Below are 18926 nucleotides of genomic sequence, written 5' to 3' on the forward strand. Positions count from 1 at the left end.
CGTCGCGCGCCCTGACGCCAGCCGTCGCTCGGCGACGCCGGGAGCTCAGCGACGCCGGGACGTGAAGGCGACCGCCTGGTGACCCGTCTCGGTGACGTCGCGCTCGGCCGCCGCACGCTCGCGCCCGAGGTCGAGCGACCGGGAGAGGAGCACATAGGCGATCGCGGAGGCGGCGAGACCGATGAACAGCGCGAGGTCGGCACCGCCGAGCGCCTGCGCGATCGGACCGGTGAACCACACCGTGACGACGAACGGGATCATCGCGACGATGCCGATCGCGTAGGCGAGGAGGCCACGCCAGCCCCAGGCGCCGTAGACGCCGTTCGGGGTGAAGATGTCACGGACGACGTAGTGACCCTTCCGCACGAGGTAGTAGTCGACGAGGTTGATCGACGTCCACGGCACGAGGACGTAGAGCAGGACGACGAGGAAGCTGCTGAAGTTCGCGAGGAACTCGCCGGTGCTCAGCAACGAGCCGATGACGGCGGCCGAAGCGATCGCGAGACACGTGACGACCCGCAGGGTGCGCGTCGGCCGGACCGGTCGGATGGAGTCGATGATCGTGATGGTCTCGATCGACGCCGCGTAGATGTTGACCGTGATGACGCTGATCAACCCGGGCAGCGCGGCCACGAGCAGCCAGGTCCCGGAACCCGGCAGGATGGCGTCGGCGGCGTCACGCACCCCTTCGAGCGGGTCGGCGCCCTGGAACGCGCTGGCGACGAACGCACCGAGCCCCATCAGCCAGACCGCGCCGACGAACACGCCGCCGTAGGTGTAGAACAAGGCCCGCCCGGGGTTCGTCTGCGGCGGGAGGTAGCGCGAGTAGTCGGAGACGTACGGTGCCCAACCGAGCGCGTAGGCCGCGGCGCCGCCGAACTGCACGAGGAATGCGACCCAGCTGAAGTTCGCGAGCGACAGCGCGTCGGCCGGCAGCGGCACGACGAAGGGGACGACGACGGTGAACAGCCCGAAGGTGATGAGGAACAGTGCGGTGAGCCACGACTGCGTCCGGTGGATCCAGGAGTAGCCGAAGATCGCGAGGAGGACGGCGACGCCGCTGATGAGCACGTACCAACCCGCACCGGCGTCGACACCGGTCGTCATGGTGAGGACGTCCGCGCCGAGCATCTGGTTGAACATGTTGAAGCCGACGAGGCTGAAGACGACGATCGCGCAGATGAGGACGACGCCGCGGTAGCCGAACTGCGCGCGCGACTGGATCATCTGCGGGAGTCCCAGCTGCGGCCCCTGTGCGGAGTGGAAGGCCGTGAACACGGTGCCGACGGCCACGCCGAGGACGATCGCGAGGAGGGACGTCGCGAGGTTCGCTCCGAGCGCGGCGCCGAGCATGCCGGTCGCCAGGGTCGTCACCTGCGCGTTCGACATGAACCAGAGCGAGAACAGCGAGCGCGGGCGACCGTGGCGCTCATCGAGCGGGATCCAGTCGATGGAGCGGGATTCGACGAGGGACGGCTGGGCGTCACCCGCTCCGGCGGCGGAACCGGGCGTGGACGAGGGGGCGGCGGGTGTCGCCATGGCTGGCCTCCAGGGCTCGGGCGGTCGAGGAGTGCGACGGGCAGCGGGGGTCTGCCTCGGGTCGGGGACTCGCTCGTGCCGACGACGGTATCCGCAGCTCACGGACGGGCACAATCGGCCATGCCCCGATCCCAACCATCGGGGAACACGATGGTCCCGTCCGCGAGGGCTTCGTATGATCGCTGGATGACCAGCACCGACCCCACGGGGGCAACCGACCACAGCGACCCCGACGCGCGGAGCATCCGGGTCCGTGCCCAGGAACTCGCCCCCGTCCTCGGCGACCTCGACGGCAACCTGCGCACGATCGAGGCGGCCATGCGGGACGCCGTCGCCGACGGGGTGCAGCTCCTCGTGCTGCCCGAGCTCGCGACGAGCGGCTACTACCTGGGCAGCCCGGAGGCGGCCCGCGCGGTCGCGCTCCCGAGCGACGCGTCGGTGTTCACCGAGTGGGCGTCGCTGCTCCCCGAGGACGCCGTGGTGGTCGTCGGGTTCTGCGAGCTGGACGGCGAGGAGATCCGCAACAGCGCCCTGGTCCTCGGCGCCTCGGGTGTGCTCGGTGTCTACCGGAAGGTGCACCTGTGGGACGAGGAGCAGTCCGTGTTCGTGGCGGGTCGCGAGACCCAGCCGGTGGTCGAGACGCCGCTCGGCCGGCTCGGCGTCCTCGTCTGTTACGACCTCGAGTTCCCCGAGGTGCCGCGGAGTCTGGCGCTCCGGGGAGCGGACCTCCTCGTCGTCCCGACGAACTGGCCCCTGGTCGAGCGGCCGGAGGGCGAGCGGGCACCCGAGGTCGTCCAGGCGATGGCGGCGGCGCGCGCGTCCGCGATCCCGATCGTGTGCTGCGACCGCACCGGCACCGAGGCCGGCAACCCCTGGACCGAGGGCACCACGATCATCCCGGCCGACGGCTGGCCCGTCGGGCGGAAGGACGAGCGCGGGCGGGTGGACGCGACCGTCCGCATCGACCGGGGCGCGACCCGGATCGGTCCGCGCAACGACGTCCTCGCCGACCGGCGCCCCGAGCTGTACGGCGCAGTGACGGGAGAACGCTCCTCGCTAGGCTGACCGCATGACCCTCGCGCAACTCCGCGCCTTCCTCGCCGCCTACGAGAGCGGCTCCTTCACCGCCGCAGCCGCCGAGCTCGACAGCAGTCAGGCCTCCGTGTCGGAGCTCGTCAGCCGCCTCGAGCGCGAGATCGGCCTGCAGTTGTTCGCCCGCGGTGCGCGTCGGCTCGTCCCGACGGCGGCCGCCGAGGAGCTGCGCGAACACGCCAGACGCGCGGTCGCCGCGATCGACGGCGGACTCGACGCGCTCTCGGCGATCACCTCCCTCGACGGTGGCGTGTGCACCTTCGGCGTCCTGCGCAACGCCGCCTACTACGAGCTGTCCGACCTGGTGCAGCGCTTCCACCAGCGCTACCCCAACGTGCGCGTGCGACTCGTGGGGTTGAACTCGGCACTCGTCGCGGACTCCGTGGCGAGCGGCGAGATCGAGGCCGGGCTCGTCGTCCTCCCGGTGCCCGTCGCGGGCCTCGCCATCCGGCCCCTCTTCCGCGACGAGGTCTTCTACGCCTCCACCACGAGGGATCCCGCGGCGGGCCCGGTCGGGATCGACGAGTTCGCCGACGCCAAGCTCGTGCTCTACGACGCCTACGCCGGGTGGCGGGACCCCACGCGTCTCCAACTGCTGGAGCGCGCTCGCCTGCAGGGGCGGTCGATCGAACCGGCCGTCGAGGTCGAGCACGTGGAGACCGCCCTGAGCCTCGCCGCGACCGGGGCCGCGGACACGATCGTCTCCGGCACGGTCGCCCGCACCGGCGGATTCCCGGAGCAGTTGACGCTCACCCCCTTCGCCGAGCCGCTCTACGACACGATCGCGCTCGTCCAGCGCGAGGGCGCCTACCTGTCGCCGGCCACCGCGCGGATCGCCGAACTCGCCGAGCACACCCTGCTCGCGGCGGCGGAGCCCGACCAGGTGATCGCGACCACCCCGAGACGCTGAGCGTCGCCCGCGGACCGGCGTATCGGGTGACCCGATGGCTCGCGCAGGTACGTCCCCCGTTGTCGCCCCCGCGCCGCGTTCGTACGCTCGCACCATGCGATTCAGCCCTCCCGTGCTCCAGTCCCTCGACGGCTCCTTCCGTCACCTCAAGACCCCGCTCGTCGACGCTCCTCCGGCGCAGCGCGACCCGGCCGTCATCGAGACCGTCTCCGCGATGCTCCTCGACATCGAGCGGCGCGGCATGGACGCCGTGCTCGACGCCGCGCGACGGCTCGACCGGTACGAGGGCGGCGACGTCGAGCTGACGCCCGAGCAGATCGCGACCAGCGGCGACCGCCTCCCCGCGGACCTCCGCGCAGCCATCGACCTCGGTGGCGAGCGCACCCGTGCTTTCGCCCAGGAGCAGCGCTCCCACCTGCAGGACTTCGAGACCGAGCTCGTGCCCGGACTCGTCACGGGCGTGAAGTACGTCCCCGTCTCCCGGGTGGGTGCCTACCTCCCGGCCGGCCGGTTCCCGCTCACCGCCAGTGCGTTCATGACGGTCGGCGTCGCCAAGCAGGCCGGTGTGCCGACGGTCATCGCCTGCACCCCGCCACAGCCGAACGGCGGCGCGAACGACGCCGTGGTCTACGCCGCGCACGTCTCCGGTGTCGACCGGGTCTTCGTCCTCGGGGGCGTCCAGGCGCTCGCCGCCATGGCCTACGGTCTACTCGGCGAGCTGCCGATCGACATGCTCGTCGGTGCGGGCAACGCCTTCGTCGCCGAGGCGAAGCGACAGCTGTTCGGCACGGTCGCGATCGACCTCCTCGCCGGTCCGTCCGAGGTGGCCGTACTCGCGGACGAGACCGCGGACCCGATCCTGGTGGCCGCGGACCTGCTCGGCCAGGCCGAGCACGGACCGAACTCACCGGCCGCGCTCGTGACGACGTCGGAGGAGCTCGGCCGCGCGGTCATCGCCGAGGTCGAACGCCAACTCCCGACGCTCTCCACCGAGTCGATCTGCGGGCCCGCCTGGCGAGACTACGGCTCCGTGACCGTGGCCGACGACCGCGAGACCGCCGCGGCGCTCATGGACGACCTCGCCCCGGAACACCTCGAGGTCATCACGGCCGACGACGTCTGGTACCACGAGCGGTTGCTCAACTACGGATCGATCTTCCTCGGCGCGTGGAGCACCGTCGCCTACTCGGACAAGGGCATGGCCGGCACGAACCACGTGCTCCCGACCGCCGGCGGCGCCAAGCACAGTGCCGGGCTCTCGGTGTCGCGGTTCCTGAAGCCGCTCACCTACCAGCGGATCGCCGAGGCGGCGACACCCGAGCTCGCCGACGCGGTGCAGGTCATCTCCGATTCGGAGGGCATGGCGGCGCACAGCGCGACCGCGACGCTCCGCACGGCCCGGCTCAGCTGAGGCAGGCCCGGCCCCCCTCCGGTCCCTGAGCTTGTCGAAGGGCATTTCGACAGGCTCAATGACCGGGATGATGGCTCAGTCACTCTGGCGAAGCGCGTGCTGGGCCTCCTGCATCGCCTCGTCGAAGTCCAACTCGGGGTCGTGGAGGATCCGGGCGGTCGCGCGAGCGTGCGCACGGGCCTCTCGCTCGAACGCCTCGGATGAGGCCGTCTGTTCGACGGGTTCGATCGAAGGCTCGCCGATCGTGGCGAACGCACGGGTGAGGCTGAGCTGCACCTCGCGGTCGCCGCGGCCGAACTGCCTCGCCAGCAGCTCGGCGAGAGCCGACGCCTCCCGCTCCGGGGCGACCCCTGCGGCGGTGCGCCAGGCGGCTCGGGCGACCTGATCCTCCTCGTCCTCCAGCAGTGCGAGGGTGATGGCCGACCAGGTGCGTGGGTCTCCGGTCTTCGAGAGGGTGTGCAGCGCCTGGCTGCGTGCCTGTGGGAAGACCGACCCGAGTTCCTCCATCAGGCGAGGAACGGTCACCTCGGGGTCGTGCCGCACGAGTGCCCAGGTCAACATGTCGCGCACGAAGAAGTCGGGCTCCACGGCGCAGCGGTCGACGAGGACCTCGATATAGGCGGTCCTCGGGGTGGTGCCCGCAGCGAGTGCAGCCTGGAGCCGGTCTGAAGAGGCCGGCACGCGGAGGGCGCGGGCGAGCCCGTTCGCGGCGGCGTCGTCGTATTCCGAGGACATCTCGACCACCTTCCGGGGTGTGGGGACGGGTTTCCAGCGTAGGTGTCCGGTGACGCCGACGGCCCCCTATGACGGCGCTCGTCGTGCGGACAGCCAGACTGGACCCATGATCACCATCCACCTCCGCTACCAGATCGACCCCGAGCAGCTCGACACCTTCACCGAGTACGGGCGGCGCTGGATCCGCCTCGTGAACCGGCTCGGTGGCGACCACCACGGCTACTTCCTCCCAGCGGAGGGCGACAACGACGAGGCGTTCGCGCTGTTCAGCTTCCCCTCGCTCGCCGCGTACGAGCAGTACCGCATCGCCGCGACGACGGATCCGGAGTGCATCGAGGCCTACGAGCTCGTGCGGGGCACCGGCTGCATCGTGCGCTTCGAGCGTCGCTTCCAGACACCGCTCTTCGGCGACGAGATCGCCGGGGAGGGGGCAGCGTGACCGTCCCGACCGTCGACACGTCGAAGCTCGCGGAACTCGACACCATCCTGACGCCGAGACTCCGCCTGGTGCCGCTCGGCCCCGCCCACTTGGAACCGACGCTCCGCGGACTCGCCGACCCGGAGACCCTGCGCCTCACCGGTACCCATGGCCCGATCCCGCGCCAGGCGATCGAGCGACACCTCGCGACCGTCGGTGGTCAGGACGATCGAGCGGACTGGGCCGTGACCGCGATCGATTCGGGCGAGTACCTCGGTGAGGTGGTGCTGAACGAGCTCGACGAGGACAACGCGTCGATGAACTTCAGGATCGCGTTGGCTCCCGGGCGGACCGGACAAGGCTTCGGGACGGAGGCGACGACGGCTGTGCTCGATCATGCGTTCTCCGTGCTGGGACTGCACCGGGTCGTCCTCGACGTCTACTCGTTCAATCCGCGGGCGGAACGCTCCTACGTCAAGGCCGGCTTCGTGGTCGAAGGACGACAGCGTCACACGCTCTGCTGGGACGGCGAATGGGTCGACTCGATCCTGATGTCGGTCCTCGCCACCGACGAGCGACCGGCCGCCGGCTGACCTCGCCGTCCAGACGGCTCAGGAGGGTGCGCGGAACGTCAGGGTGAACGAGGTCGGCGTGTCCTCGGTGAGCAGTGAGCCGTTCAGGAGTTCGGCGCGTTCGCTCAAGCCGACGAGGCCGTGGCCCGCGGACGACCACGAGCTGTCCGACGTGCGTGCGGGTCGGGCGTTCCGGATGACCACGGTGACCTCGTCTGCGGAGGCTTCGGCGCGCACGTCGACCGCGGCGCCCGGCGCATGCTTCCGCGCGTTCGTCAGTCCCTCCTGCACGGTCCGGTAGATCGCCCGCTGCACGGGTGCGGGGAGGCCGTCCGGCAACTCGATGGCGGAGGTGACGTCGATGCCGCTGTCCGCGATCAACCGGTCGAGGTCGTCGACCGTCGGTTGCGGGGCCAGCGGTGCATGACCGGTCTCCGCGCGCAGCAGCGTCACCATGTCCCGCAGCTCGTCGAGCGTGCGCGACGCGAGCGAACGGATCGTCACCGCCATCCGCTTCGTCCCGGGTTCCTCGGTCTGCACCTGGATCGCGCCGGCCTGGACAGCGATCAGACTGACCTGGTGGGAGACGACGTCGTGCATCTCCCGGGCGATGCGCGTGCGCTCTTCGACGAGGACGTCGGAGGCGATGCGTGCCCGCTCGCTGCGTCGGACCTGTTCGAGGTCGTGTATGCGGTCGAACAGTTCGCGGCGGGTGCGGACGAGCAGACCGAAGGCGATCGGTGCCGCGGCGTAGAGTGCGGCGTACACGATGGACAGGATCGTGTAGTTGGGCGACGTCCACCCCCACCACGGCACCGCGGCGAGGACGAAGACCACGGCGCCCGTCGTGACGAGCCGCCAGCGTCGCCGTTCCCGCACCGCGACGGAGAAGAGCGACGCCAACCCGGCCAGGGTGGCGAGGTTGAGGGTGAAGGCCGGCACGGCGAGGAGGAGCGACAGCCACGGCCAGCGTCGCCGGAAGATCAGACCGACGGCAGCGGCGATCGCCAGGCTGGACTCCCAGGGCGTCGCCCACTCGAGCGTCGTCAGGCTCTCGACGGCCGCCGCCGCGATGAGGGCGAGTTCGAGGAGGACCGACCAGAGCCGCGAGCGCCGCTTCACCGGGGGTCCGCCTCGTCGCCGCGGACCCCGGCACGCTCGGCGATGATGGCGGCTTCGAGTCGGGTCGTCACCTCGAGTTTGCCGAGGATGGCACTCACGTGGTCCTTCACGGTCGCGCGGCTGAGGTGCAGTGCCTCGCCGATCTCGGTGTTGGACGCGCCCGTCCGGAGCGCCGCGAGCACGTCCTGTTCGCGGCCGGTCAGCCCGGACAGTCGCTTCGCCGCCTCGCGGTCGGCGGTGCGGGCGAATCCGCCGACGAGCGTCCGTGACACCTGCGGCGAGAGCACGATGCCGCCCGCGGAGAGGGATCGGAGCAGCATGGGGAGCTGCTCCGGGTCCGTGTCCTTCACGAGGAACCCCGCGGCGCCGCTGCGGAGGGCGCGGGCGATGTAGTCGTCGGAGTCGAAGGTGGTGAGGATCGCGACGACGGGCGGGTCGTCCCAGGTCTGCAGCTCGTCGAGGATGTCGAGCCCGTTGCGCCCGGGCATGCGGACGTCCAGGAGGACCACGTCGGGACGGCTCGAGCGGATCGCCTCCACGGCGCCGATCCCGTCGACCGAGGCGACGACCTCGATGTCCTCGACGGCACCCAGGATGAGTTCGAATCCGGACCGCACCAACGCCTCATCGTCGACGATGGCCACTCCGATCACGGTGTCCTCCTCAGCTCGACTCTCACCCTACGAGTCCCGGGAACCGGGCGGCGACGGCCGGGAGGCTGAACCCGCCAGGTGGCGGGGGTGGAATAGCCCGCAGCAGGATGCGCGTCGCGCCGACCCGGGCGGATACTGAAGCGCCCCGGTGACGTGCGCGCCACTCGGAGCATCGACATCGAGGGTGTCGATCGAACGTCCGGGGGAACCACGATGCGAGAACAGTCATGATACGAGTGCGCGTTGAGCAGCGGATCCCGCTGTCGAAGCCCTTCCACGCCGCCGGTGAACTCGAACAGCTCGAACGCGTCCTCGCCGGAGACCACGTCCACGGCGACGGTGCCTTCACCGCGTCGGCATCCGAGCGCCTCAGGGACCTCACTGGCGCGCCGCACGTGCTCCTGACCACCTCGGGGACCCACGCGCTCGAGATGATGACCCGCCTGATCGGCGTCGGTCCCGGCGACGAGGTCATCCTGCCGACCTTCACCTTCCCGTCGGCGGCGAACGCGGTCGTCCTCGCCGGAGCGACGCCCGTCTTCGTCGACAGCGACCCGGTGACGGGCAACCTGGACCCGCAGCACGTCGCCGACGCCATCGGCCCACGCACGCGGGCGGTGTCGGTCATGCACTACGGCGGTGTCCCCGTGGACGTGCAGGCGTTCCAGCAGCTCACGGGCGAGCACGGGCTGCACCTGCTCGAGGACAACGCGCACGGCCTCGGGGTCGCCGGCGACGGTGTCCGCCTCGGCACGGTCGGAGCGATGGCGGCCCAGAGCTTCCACGACACGAAGAACGTGCACTGCGGCGAGGGCGGCGCCCTGCTCATCTCCGACGAGACCGTCCTGCTCCGCGCCGAGATCATGCGCGAGAAGGGGACCGATCGGGCCCAGTTCCTCCGCGGGCAGGTCGACAAGTACAGCTGGGCGGACCTCGGGTCGAGCTACCTGCCGAGCGAGCTCAACGCCGCCGTCCTCGACGCCCAGCTCCGCGACTTCGACCTCATCCAGGGGCATCGGCATCGCATCTGGGACCGTTATGCGGCCGAACTCGCCGAGTGGGCTCACGATCGCGGCGCGACGCTCATGGACCCGCCCGGTGGCGTGCATGCCGCGCACCTGTTCTTCCTCCTGCTGCCGGATGCGCAGGTGCAGCAGGAGTTCCTGCGCCACCTCCAGGCGCACGGTGTCGGAGCGGCCTTCCACTACGTGCCGCTGCACTCGAGCGCGGCGGGCCGGCGCTACGGCAGAGTGGTCACCGAGCCGCAGCACGCGGTCCGGTTCGCCGAGCGTCTCGTCCGGCTCCCGTTGTGGCCGGCCATGACGGACGACGAGGTGGACCGGGTCATCACGGCGGTCCGCGCGTTCGGACCCGTGACACCAGCGGCACCAGCAGCACCTGCGGCACTCGCAGCGACGGCATCGACGGGACAGGACTCCATATGGGCATGATCGGGCAGGGGCTCCGAGCCATCCGCGGCGAGGGCGTCCGATCGACGCTCTGGCGCGCCGCGCACTTCGCCGACGGACGGTTCAACCCGATGCGGCGCAAGCCGACGGACCTGTACCCGAGCGACGCCATCGCCGCAGACTGGACGGTGCCGCGGAACTTCAACGCCGTCGAGTTCCCGGAGCGCCCCTACGACGTGGCGTGGTTGATCTCGCCGCCGAGCCGGACCTCGGGCGGGCACCAGAACGCCTTCCGGTTCATGGAGTTCCTCGAGCGCGCCGGGCACCGGCTCACGATCTACCTGTACCAGGCGTCGGCCCAGCCCGCGGTCGACATCCCCGGGATCCGGGCGATGATGGCTGCGAGCAGCGCGTACCCGGAGCTGCAGGCCGACCTCGTCCGGTACGACCCGACGACCGGCATCGCGCCGGGCGCGGACGTCGTCGTGTCCTCCGACTGGCAGACGGCCTACCCCGCGTTCCGCTACGAGGGGCCGGCCAAACGGTTCTCCTTCGTGCAGGACTTCGAACCGTGGTTCTACCCGGCCAGCAGCGAGTACGTGCTCGCGGAGAACACCTACCGGTTCGGGTTCCACGGCTTCTCCGCTGGGCCGTGGCTCGCGCAGAAGGTCGCGGACGAGTACGGGATGAGCTGTGACCACTTCGACTACTCGGTCGACAAGCAGCACTACTCGCACGTGAACGACGCGCCCCGCACCGAGATCCTGTTCTACGCCCGCCCGCCGACTCCTCGACGCGGTTGGGAGATCGGCGAGCTCGCCCTGACCGAGTTCCACCGGCTGCGCCCCGACATCACGATCAACCTCGTCGGTTGGGACATGTCGGGATACGAGACCGGGTTCCCGTTCGTCAACCGGTCGGCGATGGACATCTCGGAGCTCAACGCGGTCTACAACCGGTGTGCCGCGGGTCTCGTCCTCTCGCTGACCGACATGTCGTTGCTGCCGCTCGAGATCATGTCCTCCGGCGTCGTGCCCGTCGTCAACGACAGCCCGAACACGACCGGGGTACTCGACAGCGAGCACATCGAGTACGTCCCGTTGTCGCCCGCGGCCATCGCCCGTCGCCTCGTCGACATCGTCGAACGGCCCGACGCGGTCGAGCACGCGAAGCGGATGTCGGCGTCGATCACCGCCGCGGACTGGTCCGACCCGGGCGCGCAGTTCGTGGCGCAGTTCGAACGCGCGATGCGCACGTCGATCTGACGCGCCTCCGCCGGGTCGGCCCGCTAGGACCGGTCAGCCCGCCCGCACCTGTCGGCCACGCGAGTCGATGTCGGGCACCGTGGCGGTGGTGGCCGCTTCGCGCGAGCCGAGGGCGGTGAGTGCAAGCTCGACCGCCTCCCGCACGCTCAAGCCGGTCGCCGTGAGGGTGTTCAGCTGCGCGAGGGCCTCGGGATCCACGATGACGACCGAGACGGGCGACTCGGGCCCCGCCTCGCCCACGGCGGACCCGGCGCGAGCCCGACGGGTGGTGAGCCCGCGAGCGATCCACGCCCGGTTCCGCTCGACATCGATCTTCAACAACCGTTTGTTGTTCCGGACCCGTTCGGCGACGAGTCTGCCCTCGTGGATGTCGGAGTACACCTGCCAGCGCGGGTAGAGGAGCCGGGTCGCGAGGTCGGTCGGTCGCAGGGGGACCGGGAGGTCGTCGATGAAGTCCTGCAGCACGGCGTCGGCGAGCGCCTCGCGGAGCGGTCGCCGCTGCAGGGTGTCGTCGGGCGAAGCTGGGAACGGCAGGGTCATGGGGATCCGGTGGTCAGAGGTCGGGTATGGTCCAGTGTCACTCCGGGTCCTGCGCCCCGGGTGGACTTCACCTGGAAACCACCCCGGAACCAACCCCTGCAATCCGTTGACCGTGCAAGTGCCGGTCTCATCGCACGGACCTGATCGGCAGCACGGCGAGTCCGCCCAGGACGGCGAACACGATCGCCGCGACATACAGCGCGTGATAGTTCTCCCCGCCACCGAGCGCGAGCAGGGGGACGGCGACGATCGGTACGAGCAGCTGTGGGAGCTGGTACGACAGTGAGACGATGCCGAGGTCCTTGCCGGCCTCGTCGAACGACGGCAACACCTCCGTCATGAGGGCGATGTCGACGGACACGTAGGCCCCCTGCGCCGCTCCGACGATGAAGATGCCGACGAGGAACACGGTGACGTCGGGGGAGATGATCGCGACCCCGAGTCCGACCGCGCTCAGGAGGCTGGAGACGAGCACGATCGGCTTGCGTCGCCCGGTCCGGTCGGAGATCCAACCGAACAGGACCGTCATGACGATGTTCCCGACCGTGAAGATGATGAGCGCGTTCGCCTGGACACCCGACGCCTGCTCCTTCGGGATGCCCAACTGGTCGATGATGAAGAACAACAGGTAGATCGACACCGAGACGATCGACATCGTCACGAGCAGGCGGCAGGCCCACGCCCAGAAGAAGTCGCGATAGCGCACGGGATTCAGCCAGTACGTGGACAGGATGTCGGCCACGCGCAACGGCGGAGCAGGTACCGTCCGCACGATGTCCCGGAGCCCGAACACGAGCGCGGTGCTCAGGACGCCGCCGATCAGGCCCGGCACGACGAACCAGGTCCACCGCGCGTCATTGGGGAGGGCGGCGACGATCTGCGCACCGACGATCAGGGCGAGCCCGCCCGAGACGCTGGCGGCGGCTGCGACACGCGCCCGGATCCGCGCCGGGATCTGATCGGCGAGCAGCGCGTGCACCGCCATGTTCGTCGCACCGAAGCCGAGCTGCACGATGCTCCACCCCAGGATCGTCACCGCGAGACTGTCACCCGTCGCCAGGATCGCGACCCCGCCGAGCGCCACGACCGCTCCGCCGAGCATCCACGGCCGCCGCATCCCGAAGCGCGAACGCGAACGGTCGGACAGCCGGCCGAACAGCGGCGTGATGATCATGATGACGATGCCGCCGACCGCCGCGACGATCGAGAGGTTCGTCCCCTTCGTCGCGTCGTCGAGGAACGCGAGGGCCTTCGGGATCGACGCCCCGCTGATGGTGCCGAGCGCCAACGTGACCCCGAACCACGCCAGGACGAACAGCGGCAGGAAGCCGCGCGCCTGCGGTGACCCGGGGACGGCGTCCGGATCGACCGCCGCGACGGGGACGGCGTCACCGATGCGCGGCTCCGGCTCGACGGGCCCCGTGGACGGACCGGTGGGTGGGGTGAGAGCTGACATCATCGTCTCCTCGGCTGGATCGGTTCGGGTACGAGCGGGTTCGTCCCGTAGGCCTCACGGAGCGCGGTGGCCTGGACCGCCTGCCACTCCCTCGCGCCCGCCATGACGGCCGTGAGACCACCCGACGCATGGACGTGGCCGCGCCCGATCCACGTCACCGTCGGGACCCCCGCCTCCACGAGTCGGCGTCCGTACGCCAGACCCGCGTCGCGGAGCGGGTCGTGCTCGGCGACCTGGATCAGCGTGGGCGGCAGGTCCGAGAGGTCGTCGGCCTCGAGCGGGGAGGCATAGGCGTCCGCCGCCCGCGGACCGCCGAGGTAGAGCGGCACGAGTGCCTCCGCGTCGTCCAGTCCGAACCCGCGCGCGTACCGTGTGGCGGAGTCGCCCGACGGGGTCAGCGACACCGCGGGGACCTCGAGCGCCTGATGGACGAGGGGGAGGTCACCCGAGTCACGCAGGTGGAGGACGGCGCTCGCCGCGATCCCGCCACCCGCCGAGTTGCCGGCGATGCCCAGGCGGCCCGGGTCGACGTCGAAACGGCTCGGGCCTGCTTCGGAGGTCAGGACCCGCAGGGCGTGGATGGTGTCGTCGACGGCGGCCGGATAGGGGTGCTCGGGCGCGAGCCGGTATCCGAGCGCGACGACCTGGATCCCGGCGGCGAGGGCCCGGGCTGCGAGCAGTCGGTCGTTCAGGAGCTCGTGGACGGTGCCGGACGTGAAGCCGCCGCCGTGCAGCGCGAGTTGGGTCGGCGCCGGAGACGGGAGTCCTTCCGGGCGGTACCGGCGGAGCTCGAGCGGGCCGGCGGGTCCGGCCGGTCCGTCGATCCAGCTCGTGGTGATCTCGACCGACGGTGGCGCGGGTTCGGTGAACTCCTCCGCCAGGAGGTCGGAGAGCCGCCGCGCCGCCTGCCGACGGAGGGCCACGTCCGAGGAACGGAGTGCCGGCAGCTGCTCCGCGTGCTGCTCGATCCGCCCAGCCCAGGCGAGGATGCCCGGATCCAGCCGCAGCTCCTCCACGGACATCACCGCGAGGCCTCCGCCGGCTCGCGGAGCGGCGCGCCGTAGCTCACCGGGTCCTCGTGCAGCGTCCGCAGGGTCGCGATGACGTCGCGGTGCAGGTGGTCTGCCGCCGGGACATGACCGGTCAGCCCGCCGGAGGTGTGCGTCTGCCCGATGTACCGGACGCAGCTCACCGGCACGTCGGCCTCGCTCAGCACGCGGGCGTAGGCCTCGCCGTCTCCGCGGAGCGGGTCCATCTCCGCCGTGTAGATGACGGCCGGTGGCAGATCCCGGTGGTCGGTCGCGAGGAGTGGCGACGCGTACGGTTCGTGCTGCGTCGCCCGGTCCGGCCCCAGGTACTGGAGCACGAGCTGGCGCGCGAGGCGACGCAGGATGGCACCCGGCACCTGCGTGATCCCGCGGGCGTCGAGGTGTCCGCGCGTCAGGTCGAGCGCCGGAGCCTCGAGCAGCTGCAGCCGGATCGGCCGCTTGGTGCGGTCCCGGTTCATGTGGGTCACGGCGGCGGCGAGGTTCCCGCCCGATGATGCACCGCCGATCGCGAGTCGGTCGGGGTCACCGCCGAGTGAACGCGCGTGCTCGGCCGCCCACTCGAACACGGACCAGCACTGCTCCGGTTGCGCGGGGTACCGGACCTCCGGGGCCAAGGAGTACTCGCCGGCGACAATGATGACACCGGCCTCCCTGGCGCGGCGACGGAACCCGGCGTCCCAACCGATCCAGTCGATCCCGGCGATCGTGAAGCCACCGCCGAAGAAGTACACGAGGACGGGCCGGCCACCGGATGCACCGTCGGCCAGGGCGGGGAGTCGCTGCTGGTCGGGCCAATAGACGCGGAGCCGTGCGTCCGGGTGGCTGGGCACGTGGACGGTGTGGTCCTCGGTCGCTGCCACGAGGGTCTCGGTGCCGAGCGCCTCGGAGGACACCCGGTCGAAGGCGGCCGCGTGTGCTCGCCGCCCGACGGGATCCTTCGGCTCGGGCGTCTGCAGCGCTGCCAGACGCTTCGTGATCGCCGTGACGAACGCGTCGACGGTGGGCTTGCTCCGAGCCATGGTGTTCCTCCGATCCCGGCATCGATGCCGTGTCCGGTTCGAGTATCCGCTATCGAAGAACTTCGATCAAAGAACTTTTCACGAGCTAGGATCGTCGGAGGAGGTGCGCCATGGACGAGCGACCGCAGAAGGCGACGATCTACGCGGTGGCCAAGCGTGCCGGCGTGAGCATCTCCACCGTCTCCCTGGCCATCAACCACCCGCAGCGGGTGAACGAAGCGACGCGACGATCGGTCATCGCCGCGGCGACGGAGCTCGGTTACCGCGGTGGTGCCGCCGCGAGCGGTGCCCAGCGGATCGCCGTCGCGGCGCCGTTCTCGAGTTACGCCTCCTACTACCGCCGACTGTCGGGGATCATGGAGCGCGCCGCGATGGACTCGGTCGAGATCGTCGTGCACGACCTCCCGTCGGCGGCGGGGAGCGACAGTCCCGTCCTCGACGCGCTGCCCATGCGAGCGGGGATTGACGGCATCGTGGTGATGGGCGTGCCGCTGTCACCGGCCGCGTTGGAGTCGAAGGCGCTCCCCGGCCCGCCCGTCGTCCTCGTCGACGTCCCGGACGGCGCGCAGCGGCGACTCGGCCTGCCCTCCGTCCTCATCGACGACGAACGGGGTGGCGAACTCATCGCCCGACATCTGTCGGAGCTCGGTCATGAACGGGTGGTGTTCCTCCACGAACCGCAACGCTCCGAGGAGTACGTTTCGGCCGGCATGCTGCGGGCGCGCGGCCTCGGTCACCTGCTCTCCGTCTCCGAGGCCGTGGCCGACGTCGCCGCGACAGACCTCGTCGAAGCCGTCGGTGCCGCGCTCGAGCGGGCGTTCCGGGTCGATCCGGAAGCGACCGCCGTGGTCGCCAACCACGACGAGCTGGCCGCCGCCGCGCACCGGGCGTTCCGCGTCACCGGCGCGCACCTGCCCGTGGGCCGCTCGCTCGTCGGCTACGACGACGGACCGCTGGCGTCGGCACTCGACCTCACGACGGTCCGCCAGCCGTTCGAGGAGTCCGGGTACGCCGCGCTCGATCTCCTGCTCGGCCGCCTCTCGGGTGAGCACGCCCGCGTCTCATCGGTCCAGCTCGCACCCGACCTGGTCGTCCGAGGCACCACCTTCCGCGTCTGACCCGACCCCGCGAGCGCCCGCCGCCGCGACGCTGTTAGCCTCGTCGCACGAACACCACCGTTGAGGGAGGAATCGTCATGGGCAACGACGCCGGACGACAGTACCGAGCACGCGCAGGATCGAAGCGGGACGGAGCGCTGCAGCCCGCGGGTGGCGGGGAGGTGGAACCCGTCCTGGTCCAGGATCCGGAGCTGCCGCCCACGGCGGTCGACGAGGCCGACCTCGCCCCGAGATGGACCCCGGCGAAGGTGATCCTGTGGGTCGCCATCGCCTTGCTCGGCGGTCTCGCCTGGACGATGCTCGCCCTCGTCCGCGGTGAGACGGTCAACGCGATCTGGTTCGTCTTCGCGGCGGTCTGCACCTACCTCATCGCCTACCGCTTCTACTCGAAGCTCATCGAACGCAAGCTGCTGCGCCCCGACGACCGGCGGGCCACCCCGGCCGAGTACCTCGCCAACGGCAAGGACTTCGTCCCCACCGACCGCCGGGTGCTGTACGGCCACCACTTCGCGGCGATCGCCGGAGCCGGTCCACTCGTCGGCCCGGTGCTCGCGGCACAGATGGGCTACCTGCCCGGCACCATCTGGATCATCATCGGCGTGATCCTGGCGGGTGCCGTGCAGGACTACCTCGTCCTCTTCTTCTCGATGCGCCGCGGCGGCCGCTCCCTCGGCCAGATGGCGCGCGACGAACTCGGCGTGATCGGCGGCACTGCGGCGATCATCGCGACGCTCGCGATCATGGTCATCATCGTCGCGATCCTCGCCCTCGTGGTCGTCAACGCGCTCGGCGAGAGCCCGTGGGGTGTCTTCAGCGTCTCCATGACGATCCCGATCGCACTCTTCATGGGCGTGTACCTGCGCTTCATCCGGCCGGGCAAGATCACCGAGATCTCGATCATCGGCTTCGTCCTCCTCATGTTCGCGATCGTCGCCGGCGGCTGGGTCGCCGAGACCGAGTGGGGCGCCGCGGCGTTCACCCTCGACCGCACGGTCATCGCCGTCGGGATCATCGTCTACGGCTTCGTCGCCGCGATCCTGCCGGTGTGGCTGCTCCTCGCACCACGCGACTACCTCTCCACGTTCATGAAGATCGGCACGATCGTCATGCTCGCGGGAGCGATCGTCCTCGTCCGCCCGGAGATCACGGTGCCGGCGTTCAGCGAGTTCGCCGGTGGCGACGCCGGCCCGGTCGTGAGCGGCTCGCTGTTCCCGTTCCTCTTCGTCACGATCGCGTGCGGCGCCCTCTCCGGCTTCCACGCGCTCATCGCGTCCGGCACCACGCCCAAGCTGATCGAGAAGGAGCGCCAGACCCGTTTCATCGGGTACGGCGGCATGCTCATGGAGTCGTTCGTCGCGATCATGGCCCTCGTCGCGGCACTGTCGATCGACCGCGGCATCTACTTCGCGATGAACTCCTCCGCAGCGGCCACGGGCGGCACCGTCGAGGGCGCGGTCGCCTTCGTGAACTCGCTCGGCCTCGCCGGAGTGAACCTCACGCCCGACGTGCTCACGCAGACGGCGGCGAACGTGGGGGAGGAGTCGATCGTCTCCCGCACCGGCGGTGCACCGACGCTCGCCCTCGGCCTCGCGCACATCATGCAGCAACTCATCGGCGGCACGTCGCTCATGTCGTTCTGGTACCACTTCGCGATCATGTTCGAGGCGCTGTTCATCCTCACCGCGGTCGACGCCGGGACGCGCGTGGCACGCTTCATGCTGCAGGACACCTTCGGCAACATCATCCCCAAGTTCCGCGACCCGGACTGGCGGGTCGGAGCATGGATCTGCACCGCGGTCATGGTGGCGGCGTGGGGAGCGATCCTCATCATGGGCGTCACCGATCCGCTCGGCGGCATCAACACCCTCTTCCCGCTGTTCGGCATCGCGAACCAGCTGCTCGCCGCCATCGCGCTCGCCGTCTGCATGGCGATCGTGGCGAAACGCGGGAACTTCCGCTGGCTGTGGATCGTCGCCGTCCCGCTGGCCTTCACCGCCGTGGTGACGATCACCGCGTCGATGTTCAAGATCTTCTCGCCGGTGCCTGCCGTCGGCTACTGGGCGCAGAACGCGGCGTTCCGTGAGGCGCTCGCGGCGGGCGAGGACAGCTTCGGCAATGCACCGACGCGGGCGGCGATGGAGGCGGTCGTGCGGAACACCACGGTGCAGGGGGTGCTCTCGATCCTGTTCGTGACCCTCGCGATCATCGTCATCTCCTTCGCGATCCTCCACACCGTGCGGTCGTTCCGCTCGGGTGGCGGGCCGAGTTCGGAGGATCCGGCGCTGCCGTCGCGACGGTACGCGCCGTCGGGGCTCATCGCCACGAAGGCGGAGAAGGTGCTCGAGCGCGAGTGGTCGACCGTGGACGCCGACAAGCGACCCGCGCGGTCGGGGCACTGATGGCCGGCTTGCGGCGGGGTTGGGCGTCGCTGCGGTGGTTCGTCACCTCGCTGATGGGCGACACCGCCTACGCCACGTTCGTGGACCACCAGCGTCGCGTCCATCCCGACGCACCGGTCCCCGACGAGCGCACATTCTGGCGGGAGCGCTTCGCGGAGCAGGACCGGACGCCCGGCTCGCGCTGCTGCTGAACGCGCGGGGCGCTCGTGCCGTCGCGTC

At 70.5% G+C, this 18926-nt stretch carries 18 protein-coding genes; 10 read left to right on the plus strand and 8 right to left on the minus strand.

Annotation, left to right across the window (positions count from 1 at the left end):
- Positions 1–45: 45 nt before the first annotated feature.
- The gene (locus IFT89_RS06040) at positions 46–1539 is read right to left on the minus strand and encodes a purine-cytosine permease family protein (protein WP_202938503.1); all 1494 of its coding nucleotides are present in this window, start codon (positions 1537–1539) and stop codon (positions 46–48) included.
- A gap of 186 nt (positions 1540–1725) precedes the next feature.
- Here IFT89_RS06040 and IFT89_RS06045 point away from each other — a divergent pair, with 186 nt between their 5' ends.
- From IFT89_RS06045 to hisD, 3 genes are all read left to right on the plus strand, one after another.
- Positions 1726–2604, plus strand: coding sequence for a nitrilase-related carbon-nitrogen hydrolase (locus IFT89_RS06045; protein ID WP_202938504.1), 879 nt, complete (start codon positions 1726–1728; stop codon positions 2602–2604).
- A 4-nt stretch (positions 2605–2608) separates the two neighbouring features.
- Positions 2609–3541, plus strand: coding sequence for a LysR family transcriptional regulator (locus tag IFT89_RS06050; RefSeq protein WP_079704685.1), 933 nt, complete (start codon positions 2609–2611; stop codon positions 3539–3541).
- 94 nt (positions 3542–3635) lie between these two features.
- Positions 3636–4952, plus strand: coding sequence for a histidinol dehydrogenase (gene hisD / locus IFT89_RS06055; RefSeq protein ID WP_202938505.1), 1317 nt, complete (start codon positions 3636–3638; stop codon positions 4950–4952).
- A gap of 75 nt (positions 4953–5027) precedes the next feature.
- On the opposite strand, the gene IFT89_RS06060 is transcribed toward hisD, so the two are convergent.
- A complete protein-coding gene (locus IFT89_RS06060; protein ID WP_202938506.1) occupies positions 5028–5687 on the minus strand; it encodes a HEAT repeat domain-containing protein in 660 nt (219 codons plus the stop codon).
- Between the two features lie 106 nt (positions 5688–5793).
- On the opposite strand from IFT89_RS06060, the gene IFT89_RS06065 reads away from it, so the two are divergent.
- Together IFT89_RS06065 and IFT89_RS06070 are read left to right on the plus strand one after the other, a co-directional pair.
- Positions 5794–6126, plus strand: a complete 333-nt coding sequence (locus IFT89_RS06065) for an NIPSNAP family protein (protein WP_137242618.1) — start codon at positions 5794–5796, stop codon at positions 6124–6126.
- A complete protein-coding gene (locus tag IFT89_RS06070; RefSeq protein WP_137242617.1) occupies positions 6123–6698 on the plus strand; it encodes a GNAT family N-acetyltransferase in 576 nt (191 codons plus the stop codon). Before IFT89_RS06065 ends, IFT89_RS06070 begins: the two co-directional genes overlap by 4 nt.
- An 18-nt stretch (positions 6699–6716) precedes the next feature.
- Here IFT89_RS06070 and IFT89_RS20505 read toward each other — a convergent pair whose 3' ends face one another.
- A complete protein-coding gene (locus IFT89_RS20505) occupies positions 6717–7799 on the minus strand; it encodes a sensor histidine kinase (protein WP_202938507.1) in 1083 nt (360 codons plus the stop codon).
- Complete coding sequence (locus IFT89_RS06080; RefSeq protein WP_124768339.1) at positions 7796–8452, minus strand: response regulator; 657 nt, start codon at positions 8450–8452, stop codon at positions 7796–7798. Before IFT89_RS06080 ends, IFT89_RS20505 begins: the two co-directional genes overlap by 4 nt.
- Positions 8453–8688: 236 nt before the next feature.
- Here IFT89_RS06080 and rffA point away from each other — a divergent pair, with 236 nt between their 5' ends.
- Together rffA and IFT89_RS06090 are read left to right on the plus strand one after the other, a co-directional pair.
- On the plus strand, positions 8689–9903 hold the full coding sequence (gene rffA, locus IFT89_RS06085; RefSeq protein WP_202938508.1) for a dTDP-4-amino-4,6-dideoxygalactose transaminase: 1215 nt from the start codon (positions 8689–8691) through the stop codon (positions 9901–9903).
- Entirely contained in the window at positions 9900–11126 is a 1227-nt protein-coding gene (locus IFT89_RS06090; protein ID WP_213014185.1) for a rhamnosyltransferase WsaF family glycosyltransferase, read from the plus strand. The genes rffA and IFT89_RS06090 overlap by 4 nt, the downstream gene beginning before the upstream one ends.
- A 33-nt stretch (positions 11127–11159) precedes the next feature.
- Here IFT89_RS06090 and IFT89_RS06095 read toward each other — a convergent pair whose 3' ends face one another.
- The 4 genes from IFT89_RS06095 to IFT89_RS06110 form a co-directional block, all read right to left on the minus strand.
- Complete coding sequence (locus IFT89_RS06095) at positions 11160–11666, minus strand: hypothetical protein (protein ID WP_124768347.1); 507 nt, start codon at positions 11664–11666, stop codon at positions 11160–11162.
- 127 nt (positions 11667–11793) lie between these two features.
- Positions 11794–13122 (minus strand): MFS transporter, encoded by a 1329-nt coding sequence (locus tag IFT89_RS06100; RefSeq protein ID WP_159877108.1) that lies wholly within the window; start codon positions 13120–13122, stop codon positions 11794–11796.
- Positions 13122–14144 (minus strand): alpha/beta hydrolase, encoded by a 1023-nt coding sequence (locus tag IFT89_RS06105; protein ID WP_202938510.1) that lies wholly within the window; start codon positions 14142–14144, stop codon positions 13122–13124. The genes IFT89_RS06100 and IFT89_RS06105 overlap by 1 nt, the downstream gene beginning before the upstream one ends.
- Complete coding sequence (locus tag IFT89_RS06110; protein WP_202938511.1) at positions 14144–15190, minus strand: alpha/beta hydrolase; 1047 nt, start codon at positions 15188–15190, stop codon at positions 14144–14146. Before IFT89_RS06110 ends, IFT89_RS06105 begins: the two co-directional genes overlap by 1 nt.
- A 110-nt stretch (positions 15191–15300) precedes the next feature.
- On the opposite strand from IFT89_RS06110, the gene IFT89_RS06115 reads away from it, so the two are divergent.
- The 3 genes from IFT89_RS06115 to IFT89_RS06125 all read left to right on the plus strand — a co-directional run bounded on the left by IFT89_RS06115 (position 15301) and on the right by IFT89_RS06125 (position 18898).
- Entirely contained in the window at positions 15301–16308 is a 1008-nt protein-coding gene (locus tag IFT89_RS06115; RefSeq protein ID WP_202938512.1) for a LacI family DNA-binding transcriptional regulator, read from the plus strand.
- 77 nt (positions 16309–16385) lie between these two features.
- The gene (locus tag IFT89_RS06120) at positions 16386–18707 is read left to right on the plus strand and encodes a carbon starvation CstA family protein (RefSeq protein ID WP_202938513.1); all 2322 of its coding nucleotides are present in this window, start codon (positions 16386–16388) and stop codon (positions 18705–18707) included.
- A complete protein-coding gene (locus IFT89_RS06125) occupies positions 18707–18898 on the plus strand; it encodes a YbdD/YjiX family protein (protein WP_202938514.1) in 192 nt (63 codons plus the stop codon). The genes IFT89_RS06120 and IFT89_RS06125 overlap by 1 nt, the downstream gene beginning before the upstream one ends.
- Positions 18899–18926: the final 28 nt, after the last annotated feature.

It is taken from the genome of Plantibacter sp. CFBP 13570 (genome assembly GCF_014841395.1).
Classification (GTDB): domain Bacteria; phylum Actinomycetota; class Actinomycetes; order Actinomycetales; family Microbacteriaceae; genus Plantibacter; species Plantibacter auratus.

Excerpts from the sequence above, each read along its gene's own strand:
- IFT89_RS06100 (WP_159877108.1), bottom strand. The coding sequence starts at position 13,122 with ATGTCAGCTCTCACCCCACCCACCGGTCCGTCCACGGGGCCCGTCGAG.
- IFT89_RS06060 (WP_202938506.1), bottom strand. The coding sequence starts at position 5,687 with ATGTCCTCGGAATACGACGACGCCGCCGCGAACGGGCTCGCCCGCGCC.
- IFT89_RS06050 (WP_079704685.1), top strand. The coding sequence starts at position 2,609 with ATGACCCTCGCGCAACTCCGCGCCTTCCTCGCCGCCTACGAGAGCGGC.
- IFT89_RS06045 (WP_202938504.1), top strand. The coding sequence starts at position 1,726 with ATGACCAGCACCGACCCCACGGGGGCAACCGACCACAGCGACCCCGAC.
- IFT89_RS06115 (WP_202938512.1), top strand. The coding sequence starts at position 15,301 with ATGGACGAGCGACCGCAGAAGGCGACGATCTACGCGGTGGCCAAGCGT.
- IFT89_RS06095 (WP_124768347.1), bottom strand. The coding sequence starts at position 11,666 with ATGACCCTGCCGTTCCCAGCTTCGCCCGACGACACCCTGCAGCGGCGA.
- IFT89_RS06110 (WP_202938511.1), bottom strand. The coding sequence starts at position 15,190 with ATGGCTCGGAGCAAGCCCACCGTCGACGCGTTCGTCACGGCGATCACG.
- IFT89_RS06105 (WP_202938510.1), bottom strand. The coding sequence starts at position 14,144 with ATGTCCGTGGAGGAGCTGCGGCTGGATCCGGGCATCCTCGCCTGGGCT.
- hisD (WP_202938505.1), top strand. The coding sequence starts at position 3,636 with ATGCGATTCAGCCCTCCCGTGCTCCAGTCCCTCGACGGCTCCTTCCGT.
- IFT89_RS06040 (WP_202938503.1), bottom strand. The coding sequence starts at position 1,539 with ATGGCGACACCCGCCGCCCCCTCGTCCACGCCCGGTTCCGCCGCCGGA.
- IFT89_RS06120 (WP_202938513.1), top strand. The coding sequence starts at position 16,386 with ATGGGCAACGACGCCGGACGACAGTACCGAGCACGCGCAGGATCGAAG.
- IFT89_RS06125 (WP_202938514.1), top strand. The coding sequence starts at position 18,707 with ATGGCCGGCTTGCGGCGGGGTTGGGCGTCGCTGCGGTGGTTCGTCACC.
- IFT89_RS06065 (WP_137242618.1), top strand. The coding sequence starts at position 5,794 with ATGATCACCATCCACCTCCGCTACCAGATCGACCCCGAGCAGCTCGAC.
- IFT89_RS06090 (WP_213014185.1), top strand. The coding sequence starts at position 9,900 with ATGATCGGGCAGGGGCTCCGAGCCATCCGCGGCGAGGGCGTCCGATCG.